The following is a 14095-nucleotide window of genomic DNA, read 5'->3' as shown; positions in this document are numbered from 1 at the left end:
TATCAGTGCTCAGGCGGCCCGCGAGCGATCACGAACCTTGCGAACTATGGTGGGGATGGCCGCGACAATTGCAAGGCCAACAAAGGCAATGGTGATCTCGGGGGTTACCAGATCGGCCACCGAAACCTCACGTCCGGCTTCTGCCGCCGCGACGATAACGCTGTCGAGACCCTGGCCGAGCCAGGCATAGGCAAAGGTGCCGGGCAGGATGCCAAAGAAGGTCGCCGCCACATAGGGCCGCAGCTTGACGCCACAAAAGGCGGGCGCGATGTTCATGATGAAAAACGGAAACACCGGTGCCAGACGCAGCACGAACAGATAGCCAAAGGCGTTGTCGGCAAAGCCGTCGGCAAGCTTGGCGGCGAAGGGGCCAGCACGCTTGCGCAGGACATCACTGAAGGCCGACCGGGCGGCGAGGAAGATCACCGTGGCGCCGGCGGTGGCCGCCACAGCGGTCAGGGCACCACCGAGCAGCCAGCCGAACAGGAAGCCCGAAAATATGGTCAGGATCGACGCAGCCGGAAACGAAAAGGCGACAGCGGTGGCATAGATGGCGACAAAGCCCAGCGCCGAACCAATCCGGTGATCGGCGACAAACTGCTTGAGCGTATCGCGCTGTTCGGCAAGAACGCTCAGTGACAAATAATCATGAAGGCCGGCGGCATAGCCAGCGCCCAGTCCAGCCGCCACCACTGCCAGCGGCAGATATCTGCGCCAGGCCGGCTTGGGGGGATCTTGCAGCGCATCGTGATTGCTCGCCATTGATTGTTCCATCTGCCGTGTCGGGGAATGGGCGTTCATATGCTGTCTCCGGTTTCGGATCGGCGGCGCCTTGTCCGCGTTCGCTCTCGAAGACTGGTTTAGAGGCTGAGGCTGGCAAGCGCCAATGACAATCCCTCGCTAAATCCCAAACTCGTGTGAGGTTGGCGCCTGTCATTCTCACGCTGGCGTGAGAGCGGCGTCATCCTCCGGCCCTGCGCTCCGGGCTGGATTACAGCGCGTTGATGCTCCAGTCATAGTCATAGCCGGCAATTGACGCGCCGGCGATGCGGGCGGCCTTCTCGGGAGCCGCGAGACCCGACCAATGTGCCTTGAGCTTGCCCTTGCCGCCGAAATCGGAAGCGTACCAGGAATAGATCTTGGAGGCGGTGATGCGGTTATTCTCGATCTTCACACCGCGCGGATGATTGACGTAATCGACGGCGTTCTGGCGTAGTTGCGCGTCAAGATTGGCGCCGGTGAAAGCGCGTGCGGCCAGATTGGGGCAAGAGTAGGAAGCGCAGTTGAGCCCGTAATGCGACATCGGGTTTTTAAACAGCCCACGGACGATCTCATGTTCGATATCGTCCAGCGACAGATCAACGCCGTTGACGGTCATCAACTTGGCCTTCCAGGGCCCTGAACCAAACAGGAAGGAGCCACCCAGATTGACCTTCTTGATCGAGCTGACCGGGAATGCTTCGGCAACCACCTCCAGCGTCTTGGCATTATAGAGATTGATCCAGTAGGCATGCGCCTCGTTGGGCGACAAGCTAACCGGATTGGCGGCCTCAAGGGCTGCAACATAGGATTTGAGCGCCCCTAGCTGTGATTTCACACCGCGGTAATCAACCCGGTTGTAGCTATTCGCATCGGCGATGACATGGGCCCTGAGCAACGCGTCATAGGCGGAATGGTCAAAACCATCACTGCCGGCGGGGCGAAACCCGGTCAATGCTGCGTGGGCGGGTAACGGTGTCAGAAGAGACGCGCCGGCGAGACTGACAATGCCTGACAGAACGGCGCCTGACAGGATGGTGCGGCGATCAACGTTCATTGTGGGCGCATCCTTTGCTGATAGCGCTGTACAGGCGGCGCTGTGTCATCCGGGTCGATGTCGTGACTGGTTTGTTGCACAGGACTTTGCGCAGGCCTGCCCCAGAAGCAATACTTGCGGGGCCCGGGTCACCGGCTTGTGAATGGAAGTGACCACGCGCAGCCGCTGATCGGCTCATTGACTTTTGGACAGGAACCTGCCTATAAGCCCTGCGTCCGTGGTAGCTTCCGGTTTCCGGGAGCGCTTTTTGACGGACTGAACACCCAAAACGCAGATGTTCCAAGAAGGGCCGCACACCGCGGTATTAAAATAAATGCCAAAGCGTACTTACCAACCATCCAAGCTTGTTCGCAAGCGTCGCCACGGCTTCCGTGCGCGCATGGCCACAAAGGGTGGCCGCAAGGTCATCCAGGCTCGTCGCGCCCGTGGGCGTAGCAGTCTGTCGGCTTAATCGCTGACGGCGAGCCCGCGAAGAAAGAAAATCGCGTGGCGCAAGACGACACCATCAAGAAACCCGGGCGGCTCAAGATCCGTCCGGATTTCCTTGCCGTGCAGAAGGGAACCCGTCTGCGCGGACCCTACTTCCTGCTTGAAATGCTGGACCGCGGCAAACCGGGCGAAGCCCCGCGAATCGGCTTTACCGTGACCCGCAAGCAAGGCAACGCCGTGGAGCGCAATCGAATGCGCCGCCGCCTCAAGGAAGCAGTCCGTCTCACGACGGGGGTTCCATTCAAGCCCGGACATGACTATGTGATTGTCGCGCGACGGGACACGCTGAATGCCCCCTTTGACAGACTTGTACGAGCGCTGCGCGAACGGGTCGGGGAAAGCGTCGACCGGAAGCGACCACGATCTATCCGCGACGGACAGACCTCCGCCGCGCCGGACAACACCAGAACGCCAGGCGGAACAAGCCCGGCCATCAGGAATGAGTGATGGAAACCAATCGCAACTATTTCGTCGCAATCCTCTTGTCGGTGCTCGTCCTTGTCGCCTGGCAATTCCTCTATGTATCCCCGAAGATCGACCGCGAGCGTGAAGCTGCGCAGGCGCTGCAGGAACAACAGGCAGCCCAGTCGGCAGCGACCGGAACGCAGCAGGCTGCGTCACCGGGCGCGGTGAGCGGAACGGCGCCTGGCGGCGACGTGGCAAGCCCGGCAGGCGGAGCGCCAGTTGTTGCCGGCCTGTCGCGCGAACAGGCGCTTGCCCAGTCTGCCCGGATCACCATCGATACACCTGCTCTGACGGGCTCACTCAACCTCACCGGCGCGCGGATCGATGATCTGCGGCTGAAGGAATACCGCGAGACAATTGACCCCGAAAGCCCGATCATCTCGCTGTTCAATCCGGCAACTCTCACTGACGGCTATTTTGCCGAAGTCGGTTTCATTGCCGACGCGCAATCGGGCCCGGCGCCCGGACCCGATACCGTCTGGACAGCCGCCGCAGGTCAGGTGCTGACACCGTCAACACCGGTGACCTTGACCTACGACAATGGCAACGGGCTGATCTTCACCCGCGTCGTCTCGGTCGATGAAAACTATCTGTTCAGCTTCGAAGACACCATCGCCAACTCTGGCACGGCAACCGCTTCGGTTGCCGGTTACGGCCGAATCACGCGATTCGCCAAACCGAAGACCCAGGGCATCTATGTGCTGCATGAAGGCCTGATCGGCGTCATTGGCGAGGAGGGTCTGCAGGAAGTCGATTATTCGGACGTCGAGGATTCACCGGCGATTACGCACGCCAAGGCGACCGCCGGCTGGATGGGAATCACCGATAAGTACTGGGCCGCCGCAGTCGTGCCGCCGCAGGGCGCGGGCTTTGAAACCCGCTTTGCCTATTTCAGCGATGGCCGGACACGCTACCAGTCGGATTTCAAATCCGACGCCCAGGCCATCGCACCGGGCAACAGCGTGACGTCAAAGACGCTGGTGTTTGCCGGCGCCAAGGAAGTGCCGGTCATCGAGGGCTATGAGAAAGAGCATAACATCCTCAATTTCGACCTGATGATCGACTGGGGCTGGTTCTATTTCATCACCAAGCCGATGTTCTGGCTGATCGATACGCTCTACAAGCTGTTCGGCAATTTCGGCGTGGCGATCCTGGCCACCACGGTTCTCGTCAAGCTCGTCTTCTTCCCGCTGGCCAACAAGTCCTATGTGTCGATGGCCAACATGAAAAAGGTGCAGCCCAAGCTCGAAGAGCTGAAAGCCAAGCATGGCGACGACAAGATGGCGTTGCAGCAGGGCATGATGGAGCTCTACAAGAAGGAAAAGATCAACCCGGTGGCCGGCTGCTGGCCGGTGCTGTTGCAGATCCCGGTGTTCTTCTCGCTCTACAAGGTGCTCTATGTCACCATCGAGATGCGCCACGCACCGTTCTTCGGCTGGATCCAGGATCTGTCGGCGCCTGACCCGACATCGCTGTTCAACCTGTTCGGCCTGCTGCCCTATGATGTGCCATCGTTCCTGATGATCGGCGTCTGGCCGTTGATCATGGGCATCACCATGTTCCTGCAGATGCGCATGAACCCGACACCGCCGGATCCGACCCAGGCTATGATCTTTACCTGGATGCCGGTGGTCTTCACCTTCATGCTGGCCACCTTTCCGGCCGGTCTGGTGATCTACTGGGCTTGGAACAACACGCTGTCGGTGACCCAGCAGGGCATCATTATGAAGCGCCAGGGCGTCAAGATCGAACTGTGGGACAACCTGGTGGCGCTGTTTAAACGCAAGAACAAAGCAACCTGATTACGGCACGGGAGCCGGAGCTATGAAATTACCGGCCGATCCGGCGCTCGCCGCCACTGAAGCGCATGCCTTCAACCTGTTCGCCAGGCCGTGGGTGTTCATCCGCGGCGTGCCGTCGCTGAAGTTCCTGCCGCCTGAAGGGCCGCCGGAGATTGCCTTTGCCGGCCGTTCTAATGTCGGCAAGTCGTCGCTGATCAATGCGCTGGTCGGCGTCAAGGGACTGGCGCGGACATCGAACACGCCAGGCCGGACCCAGGAGCTGAACTATTTCGTGCCCGAGGGCCATTCCGGCGCGGAAGGCGACCTGCCGCCGATCGCACTAGTCGATATGCCCGGCTACGGTTACGCCAAGGCGCCCAAGGATCAGGTCGATCTGTGGACCAAGCTGGTGTTTGATTACATGCGCGGCCGCTCGACATTGAAGCGGGTTTACCTGCTGATCGATTCGCGCCATGGCGTCAAAAAGAACGATGAAGGCGTGATGGACCTGCTCGACAAGGCGGCGATGTCCTACCAGATAGTGTTGACCAAGACCGACAAGATCAAGGATGCGGGCATACCGCGGCTGGTCACCGAAACGCTGGCGGTTCTGAAAAAACGGCCCGCCGCCTATCCGGAGGTGCTCGTCACCTCATCGGAAAAGGGCGAAGGCCTGACGGAACTGAGAAACGCCATCACCGTTGCTATCGGCACCTGAATCCGGCTTAATGCGACGGAAATTGGGGCGGCTCAGGCGGCCTGATCGGCAGCCGGTTTGAAAGTCAGAGCCAGGCCATTGAGGCAGTGGCGCTTGCCGGTCGGCGCCGGGCCATCGTCAAAGATGTGACCAAAATGACCGCCGCATCGGCGACAATGGACCTCGGTACGCGTCGAAAACAGCGATTTGTCTTCCTTGCTGCGAACCGCATCAGGTTCGGCCTGCCAAAAACTGGGCCAGCCGGTGCCACTGTCGTATTTCACCTCGGATGAATAGGCCGGCAGATCACAGCCGGCGCAATGGAACATGCCCTTGCGCTTTTCGGTATTAAGATCGGAAGAAAAGGCCCGCTCGGTGCCTTCTTCACGCAGCACTTTGAACTGTGCGGGCGTTAGCTTAGCGCGCCATTCGGCCTCGCTGCGCATGATCTCGAAATCGGTTTCAGAGGCCGTGGCGGGGGTGCGGCGGGCAAACACAGACAGCGCCAGACCGGCAACGCCAGCGGCAAGCAGTGCCCGGCGGGGAAGATCGGAAGTGTTGGTCATCGGCGTTCTCCTGTGTTGATTTCAACCTAGATCGACCCGCTGGAAATGGCCAAGCACGGTTTTTCACGGCTGCGTGAAACGCCTCCCGCCCGAAGGTCGGGCGGGAGGCCACCCGATTGGTGCGCCGAATAATCAAGGGGCGCCGGCGCACCCGGGTAAACGCTACGAGCGCTTCAGCGCATCAGCCCTTGGGCAGCAGCACTTTGTCGATGACGTGGATGACGCCGTTTGACTGATCGACATCGGCGATGGTGACATTGGCGACGCCGCCGGTCTCGTCTTCGATCATGACCTTGTCGCCCTTGTAGGTGACGTTGAGCATGCAGCCACCGACGGTCTTGACCGGGTGCGCGCCACCATCATCGTCAACCATCTTCATGATGGCTGCAGACATCGCGTCCGCAGCAACAACATGGCAGGTCAGCACCTTGGTCAGCTGGTCCTTGTTTTCGGGCTTGAGCAGCGTGTCGACAGTGCCTTCCGGCAATGCGGCAAAGGCTTCATTGGTGGGTGCGAACACGGTGAACGGGCCTTCGCCCATCAGCGTATCGACCAGGCCGGCAGCCTTGACGGCGGCGACCAGGGTAGTGTGATCGGCGGAATTGACGGCGTTTTCGACGATGTTCTTGTCGGACATCATGGCAGCGCCGCCGACCATCGGGTTTTCGGCCTGGGCCAGGCTCACGCCGGAGAAAAGGATGGCGGAAGCGGCGAGCGTGCGAAGAATGGTTTTCATGGTTCAGCCTCTTGTGTTTGGGGCCGGATAGTCCGGGCCGTGATCATCAGCCGCTACATTTCGGCGGCGGTTACACAACAAGAGACGGGAGCCCGGAGAATTTAGTTTCAGCCATTCGTCGTTTTTTTTCGACGTGGCAGTTTTCGGCCTATTTCGAAGCCAGAGTACCGGACAGAACGACCGGGCCGGTCGCCACGCCAGTGGGTGATCCGCCGGCCGGTTCGAGGCTGACGGCAATCAGGGCGCCCGCAGAGAGCTGATCGCTCAGGCTGCGGTCGAGCACCAGCCGGCCGCCGTCCTCGGGCACCAGTCCCAGCGAGATCGGCGCTCCCTCGCCCGGCACCAGCCACAATTCCAGCGCCTTGCCGTCATCGGGCGAGACCGCTGCCGGAGTAATCTGCAGGGCGCCACTTGTCGGATCGAGTGCAGCTACCAGCCCGACGGCGCTGCCGGGCGCACCCAGTTCGGCAACCAGCGCGGGGGCGGAGCCGGGCGTCGAACCGCCAACAAGATCGAGATTATAGGCGCCGATCGCCGCAACGACGGCAACAGACGCCAAAGCCAGACCGCGCCAGAACACCAGCGAACCCCACAGGCCCGCCGGTTTTGCGGCCTCGGCAAACAGCCGCGCATCGATGCGGGCCTTGACGCCGCGGGGCGGCGCTTCCGACGCATAGGCATCATCCAGCGTCGCCAGCTCGGATTGCCAGGAGCTGACAAGCTCGGCAAAGGCCGGCTCGCTGGCAATGCGCTGTTCGGCAGCGCGACGCTCATCAAGCGGCAACACGCCAAGCACGTATTCGCCGGCCAGGGCATTATCGTCGGAATGGGGGGCGCCGATACTCATCGGTTCAGGCACTCTCTCAGTTTGATCAGGCTACGGCGCAGCCAGGTTCGCATTGTATTGAGCGGCACCGCATTCTGCGCGGCCAACTCCTGATAACTCAAGCCCTCTACATAGGCATTGACGACGGCGGCCGCCTTGTCGGCTTCCAGCTCGCCAAGGCAAGCCTCGATCCGCCGGCCCTCGCCGGCAAGTGCTGCCCGGGCCTCTGGATCGAGATCCGGGTCAGCCATGTCCGGCGCCTGATCATACTCAAGCGTTGCCGGCTGGCGCGCCCTGATCATGTCGATCGCCTGGTTGCGGGCAATTGTCACCAGCCAGGCCATGGCCGAGGCCTTGTCGGCGCGAAAGCTGCCGGCGCGGCGCCAGATCCGGACATAGACCTCCTGGACGGCATCCTCCGCCTGGGCCCTGTCCTTGAGAATACGAAGACAAACGCCAAAAAGTTTCGCGCTGGTGCTTTCATACAGGGTGGAAAACGCCGCGCGGTTGCCGAGCGCGGTGTGAACAATCAGCCCTGAAAGATCTTGTTGGCTCATGACGGGTTCAGTTTCTCCACTCCGACGACCGCAGCAACAACCGTTCGGGGCGCTGTCGGATGCCCTGTTCAGGGTTGCTGTATTCCAGCATACGTTAAAACCGGCGGATCGGTTTTCCTTGCCATTGAGGCGGCCCCGGATTGTCGCAAACTCCCCTGCCCTTTCGGCGAGTTGCACTTCCCATGCCAGCCTCCCCCAATTTTCGCCGATGTACTGCGTCGCACTTGCGGTGGTTTCCTGGCCGAGCCGGAAAGCCTAATCCGTCAAACAGCTTCCATTTGAAGATGAACCGCTCTAAACAGCGCTCCAGTTCATACAAGTGAGTGAGCTCTGCGTGCCTGTCCTGGTTCATGCGCGGCGCTCGAGCCTCAAGGGGACGCCGCACCAATGATCGATGCCACCAGCGAAACTGCCGCCACACAGGCCCGCCTGCTTGCCGAGGCACTGCCCTACATGCAGCGCTACGAGAACAAGACAATCGTGGTCAAATATGGCGGCCACGCCATGGGCAACGCTGCGCTCGGCAAGGCATTTGCGCAGGACATCGCCCTTCTCAAGCAATCAGGCGTCAACCCGATCGTCGTGCATGGCGGTGGCCCGCAGATCGGCGCAATGCTGGCCAAGATGGGCATCGAATCGAAATTCGAAGGCGGGTTGCGGGTGACCGACGCCAAAACCGTCGAGATTGTCGAAATGGTCCTGGCCGGCTCGATCAACAAGGAAATCGTCGCCCTGATCAATGCCGAAGGCGAATGGGCGATCGGCCTGTGCGGCAAGGACGGCAACATGGTCTATGCCGAAAAGGCCCAAAAGAGGGTGACTGATCCTGATTCCAACATCGAGCGTGTTGTCGATCTGGGCTTTGTCGGCGAGCCGGTGGAAGTTGACCGGACGTTGCTCGACCTGCTGGCCAAATCGGAAATGATCCCGGTGCTGGCGCCGGTGGCGCCGGGCCGTGATGGCCACACCTACAACATCAACGCCGATACTTTTGCCGGCGCCATTGCAGGCGCTCTCAATGCCACCCGGTTGCTGTTTCTGACCGATGTGCCGGGCGTGCTCGACAAGGACGGCAAGCTGATCGACGAATTGACGGTCGCCCAGGCCCGCGCACTGATTGCCGACGGGACGATCTCCGGCGGCATGATCCCCAAGGTGGAAACCTGCATCGAGGCGCTCGACCGCGGTGTCGAGGGGGTGGTCATCCTCAACGGCAAGACGCCGCACGCGGTGCTGCTGGAAATCTTTACCTCGCACGGCGCAGGCACCCTGCTGGTCCCGTAACCCCGGCCTGAACACCCGGTGTCAGCCGTCAATCGCCAACATCAGCGGCGAGTGCTGGTCGATTTGGGGATCACCGGCACCACGCCCTTGATGCTGTCGCCGAGATTCTGTTCAAAACGGCGTGACTGGTCTTCGAGCGTGGCGCGGGTCGAGGGGTCGAGGATGGCAATCGGCACCGAGACCGCAAGCCCCGCAGCCGAGCCCACCGTATTGGACACCGACAGCGCCGTGGTGCCGATCTCGGCGCCAAGTCCTAGATCCTGGTCGGTGACGGTCTGGCCGTCGATCAGCCGCTGACCCAGAAGCCGGACCACTTCCGGGCTTTCGGCAAATTTGGAATGGTTGAGGCGGTCGCCGACCTGCAATGCCGAGAGATCGAGGACGGTGATGCCCTCCTTTTCGAGCAGTTGGCGGTAGGCCGGGTCGGTGATGTCGATCTGGCCGAGCCGGTCGACATTGCCGGAAATCCGTCGCGACAAGGTCAGCGCGCGGTCATCCTTGGAAACGAACACCGTGAACTTGGGCCGGTCCGGCCCCATATCGGCCAATTGCTGGCGGAACACATCGATGTCGAGGTCCGGGGCGGCGAGGATCACGTTCTGGATCTTGGACGGTATGCCATCGTTGCGGATGGCCATCTGGCGGAGCGATTCCACGGTCAGCCAGGTCCCCATCGAATGCGCCAGCACAGTGATTTCGCGGATATCCTTCTCGTTGACCGCAGCCGAAAGAACGCCTTCGAGTGCCGAACGGGAGTAGTTGGTGCTTTCCTTGTCATAGGGGTAGGAGAACACCGAACCGCGTGACGGCCAGGTGAACATCACAGGCGCGGCGTCGGTCTTGCTGTCATGGGCGATCTGGGCAAAGCGGTAGACTGCTTTTTCATAGCGGTTGTTGAAACCATGGACGAAGACAAGCAGACGGCCGCTGGAGGACTTGTTGCGCCGGTACCAATCGCTCATCGCGGTATTGCCTTCAACCGGGCTCACGGCCAGGGTCGCGAAATCCCTCGACGGGTCTGGTGGCAGTTTCCTGGGCCATTGCACCTCACCGATCTTGCGGCTCGCTTCCGGTGGAATAGAAACCACCAGTTCGTTGAAATCGATCTGGTTGCCGCGCTCGCCGGTGTAGAGCAGGCCGGGATTGTCGGAAGGAGCACGGGTGGTGGCAACCATGATCGAGACCGTGGTCGCGTCGGGCGAGGTTTGTGCCACCGGGGAGAGAACGCCCTCGGGTGCGCTGGCGCAGGCGGACAGGACCAGCACCATCGACACCACGCTTACACGCTTCCGCAGGACGGGCGGTCTCTGTTTCGGCATTTGCTGCGCAGACATGAGATCATTACCCGAAGTGGAAAGGAAGTAGAGGTGCAGGCGCAAGCTGCCGGCCAGAGCAGGCAACGTTCAGACGAGCAGAAGCACGACAATACCGGCAACAATGAGGATACAGCCGGAAATTTCAAGCTTATTGACGTGTTCTCGGAAAATCAGCACCGATGAAGCGAAGGTGAAAATCATCTCGATCTGGGCCAGCGCCTTGACCACGGCTGCGGTTTGCAACGTCATCGCCATGAACCAGCCGAAGGAGGCGGTGGCGCCGACCAGGCCAACCATGGTTGCTATTTTCCAGGCAGCACGAATGCGGGCCAACTCGCCCGGCGCCCGCATCCACATCCACACCAGCATGACGCAGGTCTGCAAGGTGATTGCTGCAAGCAGGGTGACCGCCGCCTGCATCATGAAGTTGGGGCCGCCAAGCGACAGTGAGGCGGCGCGATAACTGACGGCGGCGATGCCGAAGACAGTCCCCGACGCAAGCCCCAGCGCCGCGGTGCGTGAAAACACCGACCGTAGCAACGCCGCTGCACCGGTGGCCGAGCGGGCAACCGAGATCAGCACCACGCCAACCAGGCTGATGGCGATGGCCACCAGTGTGCCCGGCCCGATGCGGTCGCCCAGGAAGATCAGCCCGAACAGCGCGGCCTGTGCCGGTTCGGTGCGCGAATAGGCGGTGCCGACGGTGAAATTGCGATGGCTGAACATCTGGATCAGCAGTGCCTGCGCGGTAATCTGCGCAAGTGCGGCAAGCAGCACCCAGCCGAAAAACTCGACGTTGAGGCGCGGCAACGGATTGTCCAGAACGAACACCAGCAACGCGACGAAGACCACGGCGAACGGCAGCCCGAATCCAAAACGCACAAAGGTGGCGCCGGTGGTGCCCATGACCCCCTTGAGGTGTTTTTGCAGCACTGAACGAATGTTCTGCAAGAACGCCGCAGCGATGGTGATGAGTATCCAAGTTTCCATTAAGCTGCGGGTATCACGGCGACCGGCAATCGTGCCACATTTATTTGCCCGGGCTGCTGCCGCTGCCCTTTCCTTCCTGGGCGAGCGTGCCATAACACTTCAATGACCGACAAGAACCTGCCCCCCGAACCCACCGCTTTTGCCCATGTGAGCGATTGGGTGTTTGACCTTGATAATACGCTGTACCCGCGCAGCATCGACCTGTTTTCGCAGATCGACAGGAAGATGACCGAGTATGTGCGGCAATTGCTGGGGCTGGACCATGACGCGGCGCGCGGCATCCAGAAAAAATACTACCGCGATCACGGCACGACGCTGCAAGGGTTGATGCTCAACCACGGGGTCGATCCCAACGACTTTCTGGAAAAGGTCCACGACATCGATTATTCTTGGGTGAGACCGGACCCGGCGCTGGGTGCTGCGATCAAGGCGCTGCCCGGGCGCAAGTTCATCTTCACCAATGGCGACACCCCGCATGCCGAACGCACGGCGCGGGCGCTGGGGATCCTCGATCATTTCGACGACATATTCGACATCATCGCAGCCGATTTCATGCCCAAGCCGGCGCTGGAGACCTATGGACGGTTCCTGGACAAGCACGGGGTCCGCAAAGAGCAGGCGGCGATGTTCGAGGATTTGCCGCGCAATCTGCTGGCGCCGCATCAACTGGGCATGCGCACGGTGTTGATCGTTCCCAGCAATCTCGATGTGGTACTCGACGAAGTCTGGGAGCATGAGGGCAAGGACGGCGCGCATATCCATCATGTCACAGATGATCTGGCGTCGTTCCTGAAGGCAATTACTGACTGACCGGAGCCGGCAGAACGTTGTGGCATAACGGATTCGGCACTTACCTTTCCGATATTTAATCTACATTACAGGGCTTTAAGTGGTGGCGGTGTCCGGCAGGCACCACATTGGGGAGGCAAACAGTTCTGCCCCCCCAAGGAAAGGTTACCCCATGAAAAATATACTTCTCGCCACCATCGCCGCGGCCCTTGTCGCTTCTGTCGCCGTTCCGGCCATGGCCGCACAGCAGGGCGAAGGTCATCGCGGCCCGCGCATCGAACGCATGATGGAGCGGTTTGACGCCAACAAGGACGGCACCGTCATGCTCGACGAGATTGCCGCGCACCGCACCGCCATGTTCGAAAGCGCCGACACCGACAAATCCGGCACGCTGAGCGAACAGGAGATCGCCGCATTTGGCGAGATGCACAAGGCTGAACGCGAAAAGGCCCGGGATGAGCGTCGTGCCGAACGTGGTGGTGACAAGGACCAGAAGATGGGCAAGCACCATGGCAAGCGCGATGGTGAAGGTCGCCACGCCGGCAAGCATGATGGCAAGCGCGGCGAAGGTCGTCATGGCGGACCCAGCCTCGAGCGCCTCGACACCGACAAGAATGGTGAAATCAGCGCCGAAGAATTTGCCGCAATGGACTCGAAGATGTTCGAACGTTTCGACCGCAATGGCGACAACAAGATCGACATCACCGACTTCTACGGCAAGCGCGCCGGCAAAAACTAAATCGCCTCATTCAACTGAACAAGATCAGGCCGGACCTCGCGTCCGGCCTGATTTTTATGGCGCCAACGGCAGGCCATAATGAGCGGCAATCAGCCCCCAGGCCTCTTCGGCAGTATCGACAATGCTGAACAGCTTGAGATCCTCGGGCGAAATAGTGCCGAAATCGGCCAGTGCCTGAAAATCGACGATCGAGCTCCAGAATTCCGACCCGAACAGGATGAACGGCACCGGTTCCATGCGGCCGGTCTGGATCAGTGTCAGCGATTCAAACATTTCATCGAGCGTGCCGAAGCCGCCCGGGAAGATCGTGACCGCCTTGGCACGGACCAGAAAATGCATCTTGCGAATGGCAAAATAGTGAAAGTTCAGGCTGAATTCGGGCGTCACATAGATATTGGGCGCCTGCTCGTGCGGCAACACGATGTTGAGGCCGATCGAGGCGGCACCAACATCGTGGGCGCCACGGTTGCCAGCCTCCATCACCCCGGGGCCACCGCCGGTGACAATGACATATTCCTGCCCGTCGCAGGCCAGCGACTGGGTCGAGCACAGCCGCGCAAAGGCGCGGGCCTCGTCATAATAACGCGACGCGGCGGTAAGGTTCTTGGCTTGGGTCTCGTTCTTGGCAGCCCATGGCTCGGTACCCGGCTCGGGAATGCGGGCGCCGCCAAACATGACCACCGTCGACTTGATCCCGGCTTCGCCAAGGATCACCTCTGGCTTGAGCAATTCCAGTTGCAGCCGAACCGGCCGGAGATCCTCGCGGCAGAGAAAATCCTCGTCCGCATAGGCCAGCCGGTAGGACGGGGAGGTGGTCTGCGGGGTCTTCGGTTGCCGGTCGGCCCGGCGCTTGTCTTCACCGCTGTCGGCTAGCGGGTCCCAAACCTGATTGGTGCGTTTGGCGCTCATTTGCATGTCCCTATTTTGTCCATGGCGCCGGTGCCGGAATTGACCCCGCGTGCCACCTCGCTTAGGAGATGTGCAACGGCGAAGGCGGTCCGGCGCCCTGCGCTTTGTTTTGTCAACTCTAGACGTTGAACCTTA

16 protein-coding genes are annotated in these 14095 nt (G+C 60.8%); 7 read left to right on the top strand and 9 right to left on the bottom strand.

Annotation, left to right across the window (positions count from 1 at the left end; genetic code table 11):
* Window positions 1-9 precede the first annotated feature (9 nt).
* Both ACK6D9_RS05740 and ACK6D9_RS05735 read right to left on the bottom strand, forming a co-directional pair.
* Window positions 10-801 (bottom strand): TVP38/TMEM64 family protein, encoded by a 792-nt coding sequence (locus tag ACK6D9_RS05740; protein WP_412050965.1) that lies wholly within the window; start codon window positions 799-801, stop codon window positions 10-12.
* A 190-nt stretch (window positions 802-991) separates the two neighbouring features.
* The gene (locus ACK6D9_RS05735) at window positions 992-1816 is read right to left on the bottom strand and encodes a DUF547 domain-containing protein (RefSeq protein ID WP_412050964.1); all 825 of its coding nucleotides are present in this window, start codon (window positions 1814-1816) and stop codon (window positions 992-994) included.
* 313 nt (window positions 1817-2129) lie between these two features.
* Here ACK6D9_RS05735 and rpmH point away from each other — a divergent pair, with 313 nt between their 5' ends.
* Genes rpmH through yihA form a run of 4 tightly spaced genes read left to right on the top strand, consistent with a single transcriptional unit; the run spans window position 2130 to window position 5269 of the window.
* Complete coding sequence (rpmH, locus tag ACK6D9_RS05730) at window positions 2130-2267, top strand: 50S ribosomal protein L34 (RefSeq protein WP_267655048.1); 138 nt, start codon at window positions 2130-2132, stop codon at window positions 2265-2267.
* 35 nt (window positions 2268-2302) lie between these two features.
* Window positions 2303-2752: a ribonuclease P protein component gene (gene rnpA / locus ACK6D9_RS05725; protein ID WP_412050963.1), complete on the top strand. Its 450-nt coding sequence runs from the start codon at window positions 2303-2305 to the stop codon at window positions 2750-2752.
* A complete protein-coding gene (yidC, locus tag ACK6D9_RS05720; RefSeq protein WP_322988266.1) occupies window positions 2752-4572 on the top strand; it encodes a membrane protein insertase YidC in 1821 nt (606 codons plus the stop codon). The genes rnpA and yidC overlap by 1 nt, the downstream gene beginning before the upstream one ends.
* Window positions 4573-4594: 22 nt before the next feature.
* Entirely contained in the window at window positions 4595-5269 is a 675-nt protein-coding gene (gene yihA / locus ACK6D9_RS05715) for a ribosome biogenesis GTP-binding protein YihA/YsxC (RefSeq protein ID WP_412050962.1), read from the top strand.
* 32 nt (window positions 5270-5301) lie between these two features.
* Here the strand turns inward: yihA and msrB are convergent, their stop codons facing one another.
* The 4 genes from msrB to ACK6D9_RS05695 form a co-directional block, all read right to left on the bottom strand.
* Window positions 5302-5814, bottom strand: a complete 513-nt coding sequence (msrB, locus tag ACK6D9_RS05710; protein WP_412050961.1) for a peptide-methionine (R)-S-oxide reductase MsrB — start codon at window positions 5812-5814, stop codon at window positions 5302-5304.
* A gap of 181 nt (window positions 5815-5995) precedes the next feature.
* Window positions 5996-6550, bottom strand: a complete 555-nt coding sequence (locus ACK6D9_RS05705; protein ID WP_412050960.1) for a fasciclin domain-containing protein — start codon at window positions 6548-6550, stop codon at window positions 5996-5998.
* 148 nt (window positions 6551-6698) lie between these two features.
* Window positions 6699-7397 (bottom strand): anti-sigma factor domain-containing protein, encoded by a 699-nt coding sequence (locus ACK6D9_RS05700; RefSeq protein WP_412050959.1) that lies wholly within the window; start codon window positions 7395-7397, stop codon window positions 6699-6701.
* On the bottom strand, window positions 7394-7933 hold the full coding sequence (locus tag ACK6D9_RS05695; protein WP_322988261.1) for a sigma-70 family RNA polymerase sigma factor: 540 nt from the start codon (window positions 7931-7933) through the stop codon (window positions 7394-7396). Before ACK6D9_RS05695 ends, ACK6D9_RS05700 begins: the two co-directional genes overlap by 4 nt.
* Before the next feature lie 387 nt (window positions 7934-8320).
* Between ACK6D9_RS05695 and argB the strand changes: the two genes are divergently transcribed.
* On the top strand, window positions 8321-9217 hold the full coding sequence (gene argB / locus ACK6D9_RS05690; protein ID WP_322988260.1) for an acetylglutamate kinase: 897 nt from the start codon (window positions 8321-8323) through the stop codon (window positions 9215-9217).
* Window positions 9218-9258: 41 nt separating this feature from the next.
* Here the strand turns inward: argB and ACK6D9_RS05685 are convergent, their stop codons facing one another.
* Window positions 9259-10485 (bottom strand): alpha/beta hydrolase, encoded by a 1227-nt coding sequence (locus tag ACK6D9_RS05685; protein ID WP_322988272.1) that lies wholly within the window; start codon window positions 10483-10485, stop codon window positions 9259-9261.
* 135 nt (window positions 10486-10620) lie between these two features.
* Window positions 10621-11523, bottom strand: a complete 903-nt coding sequence (locus ACK6D9_RS05680) for an EamA family transporter (protein ID WP_412050958.1) — start codon at window positions 11521-11523, stop codon at window positions 10621-10623.
* A 102-nt stretch (window positions 11524-11625) separates the two neighbouring features.
* Between ACK6D9_RS05680 and ACK6D9_RS05675 the strand changes: the two genes are divergently transcribed.
* A complete protein-coding gene (locus tag ACK6D9_RS05675; RefSeq protein WP_412050957.1) occupies window positions 11626-12333 on the top strand; it encodes a pyrimidine 5'-nucleotidase in 708 nt (235 codons plus the stop codon).
* A 151-nt stretch (window positions 12334-12484) separates the two neighbouring features.
* Window positions 12485-13051, top strand: a complete 567-nt coding sequence (locus ACK6D9_RS05670; RefSeq protein WP_322988257.1) for a hypothetical protein — start codon at window positions 12485-12487, stop codon at window positions 13049-13051.
* A 54-nt stretch (window positions 13052-13105) separates the two neighbouring features.
* On the opposite strand, the gene ACK6D9_RS05665 is transcribed toward ACK6D9_RS05670, so the two are convergent.
* Window positions 13106-13960, bottom strand: coding sequence for an LOG family protein (locus tag ACK6D9_RS05665; RefSeq protein ID WP_412050956.1), 855 nt, complete (start codon window positions 13958-13960; stop codon window positions 13106-13108).
* Between the last annotated feature and the right edge of the window lie 135 nt (window positions 13961-14095).

The organism is Hoeflea sp. Naph1 (assembly GCF_046837775.1).
Lineage (GTDB): Bacteria > Pseudomonadota > Alphaproteobacteria > Rhizobiales > Rhizobiaceae > Hoeflea.
The sequence above is the reverse complement of the archived record's forward strand: the minus strand, read 5'-3'. Positions and strand labels throughout refer to the sequence as shown.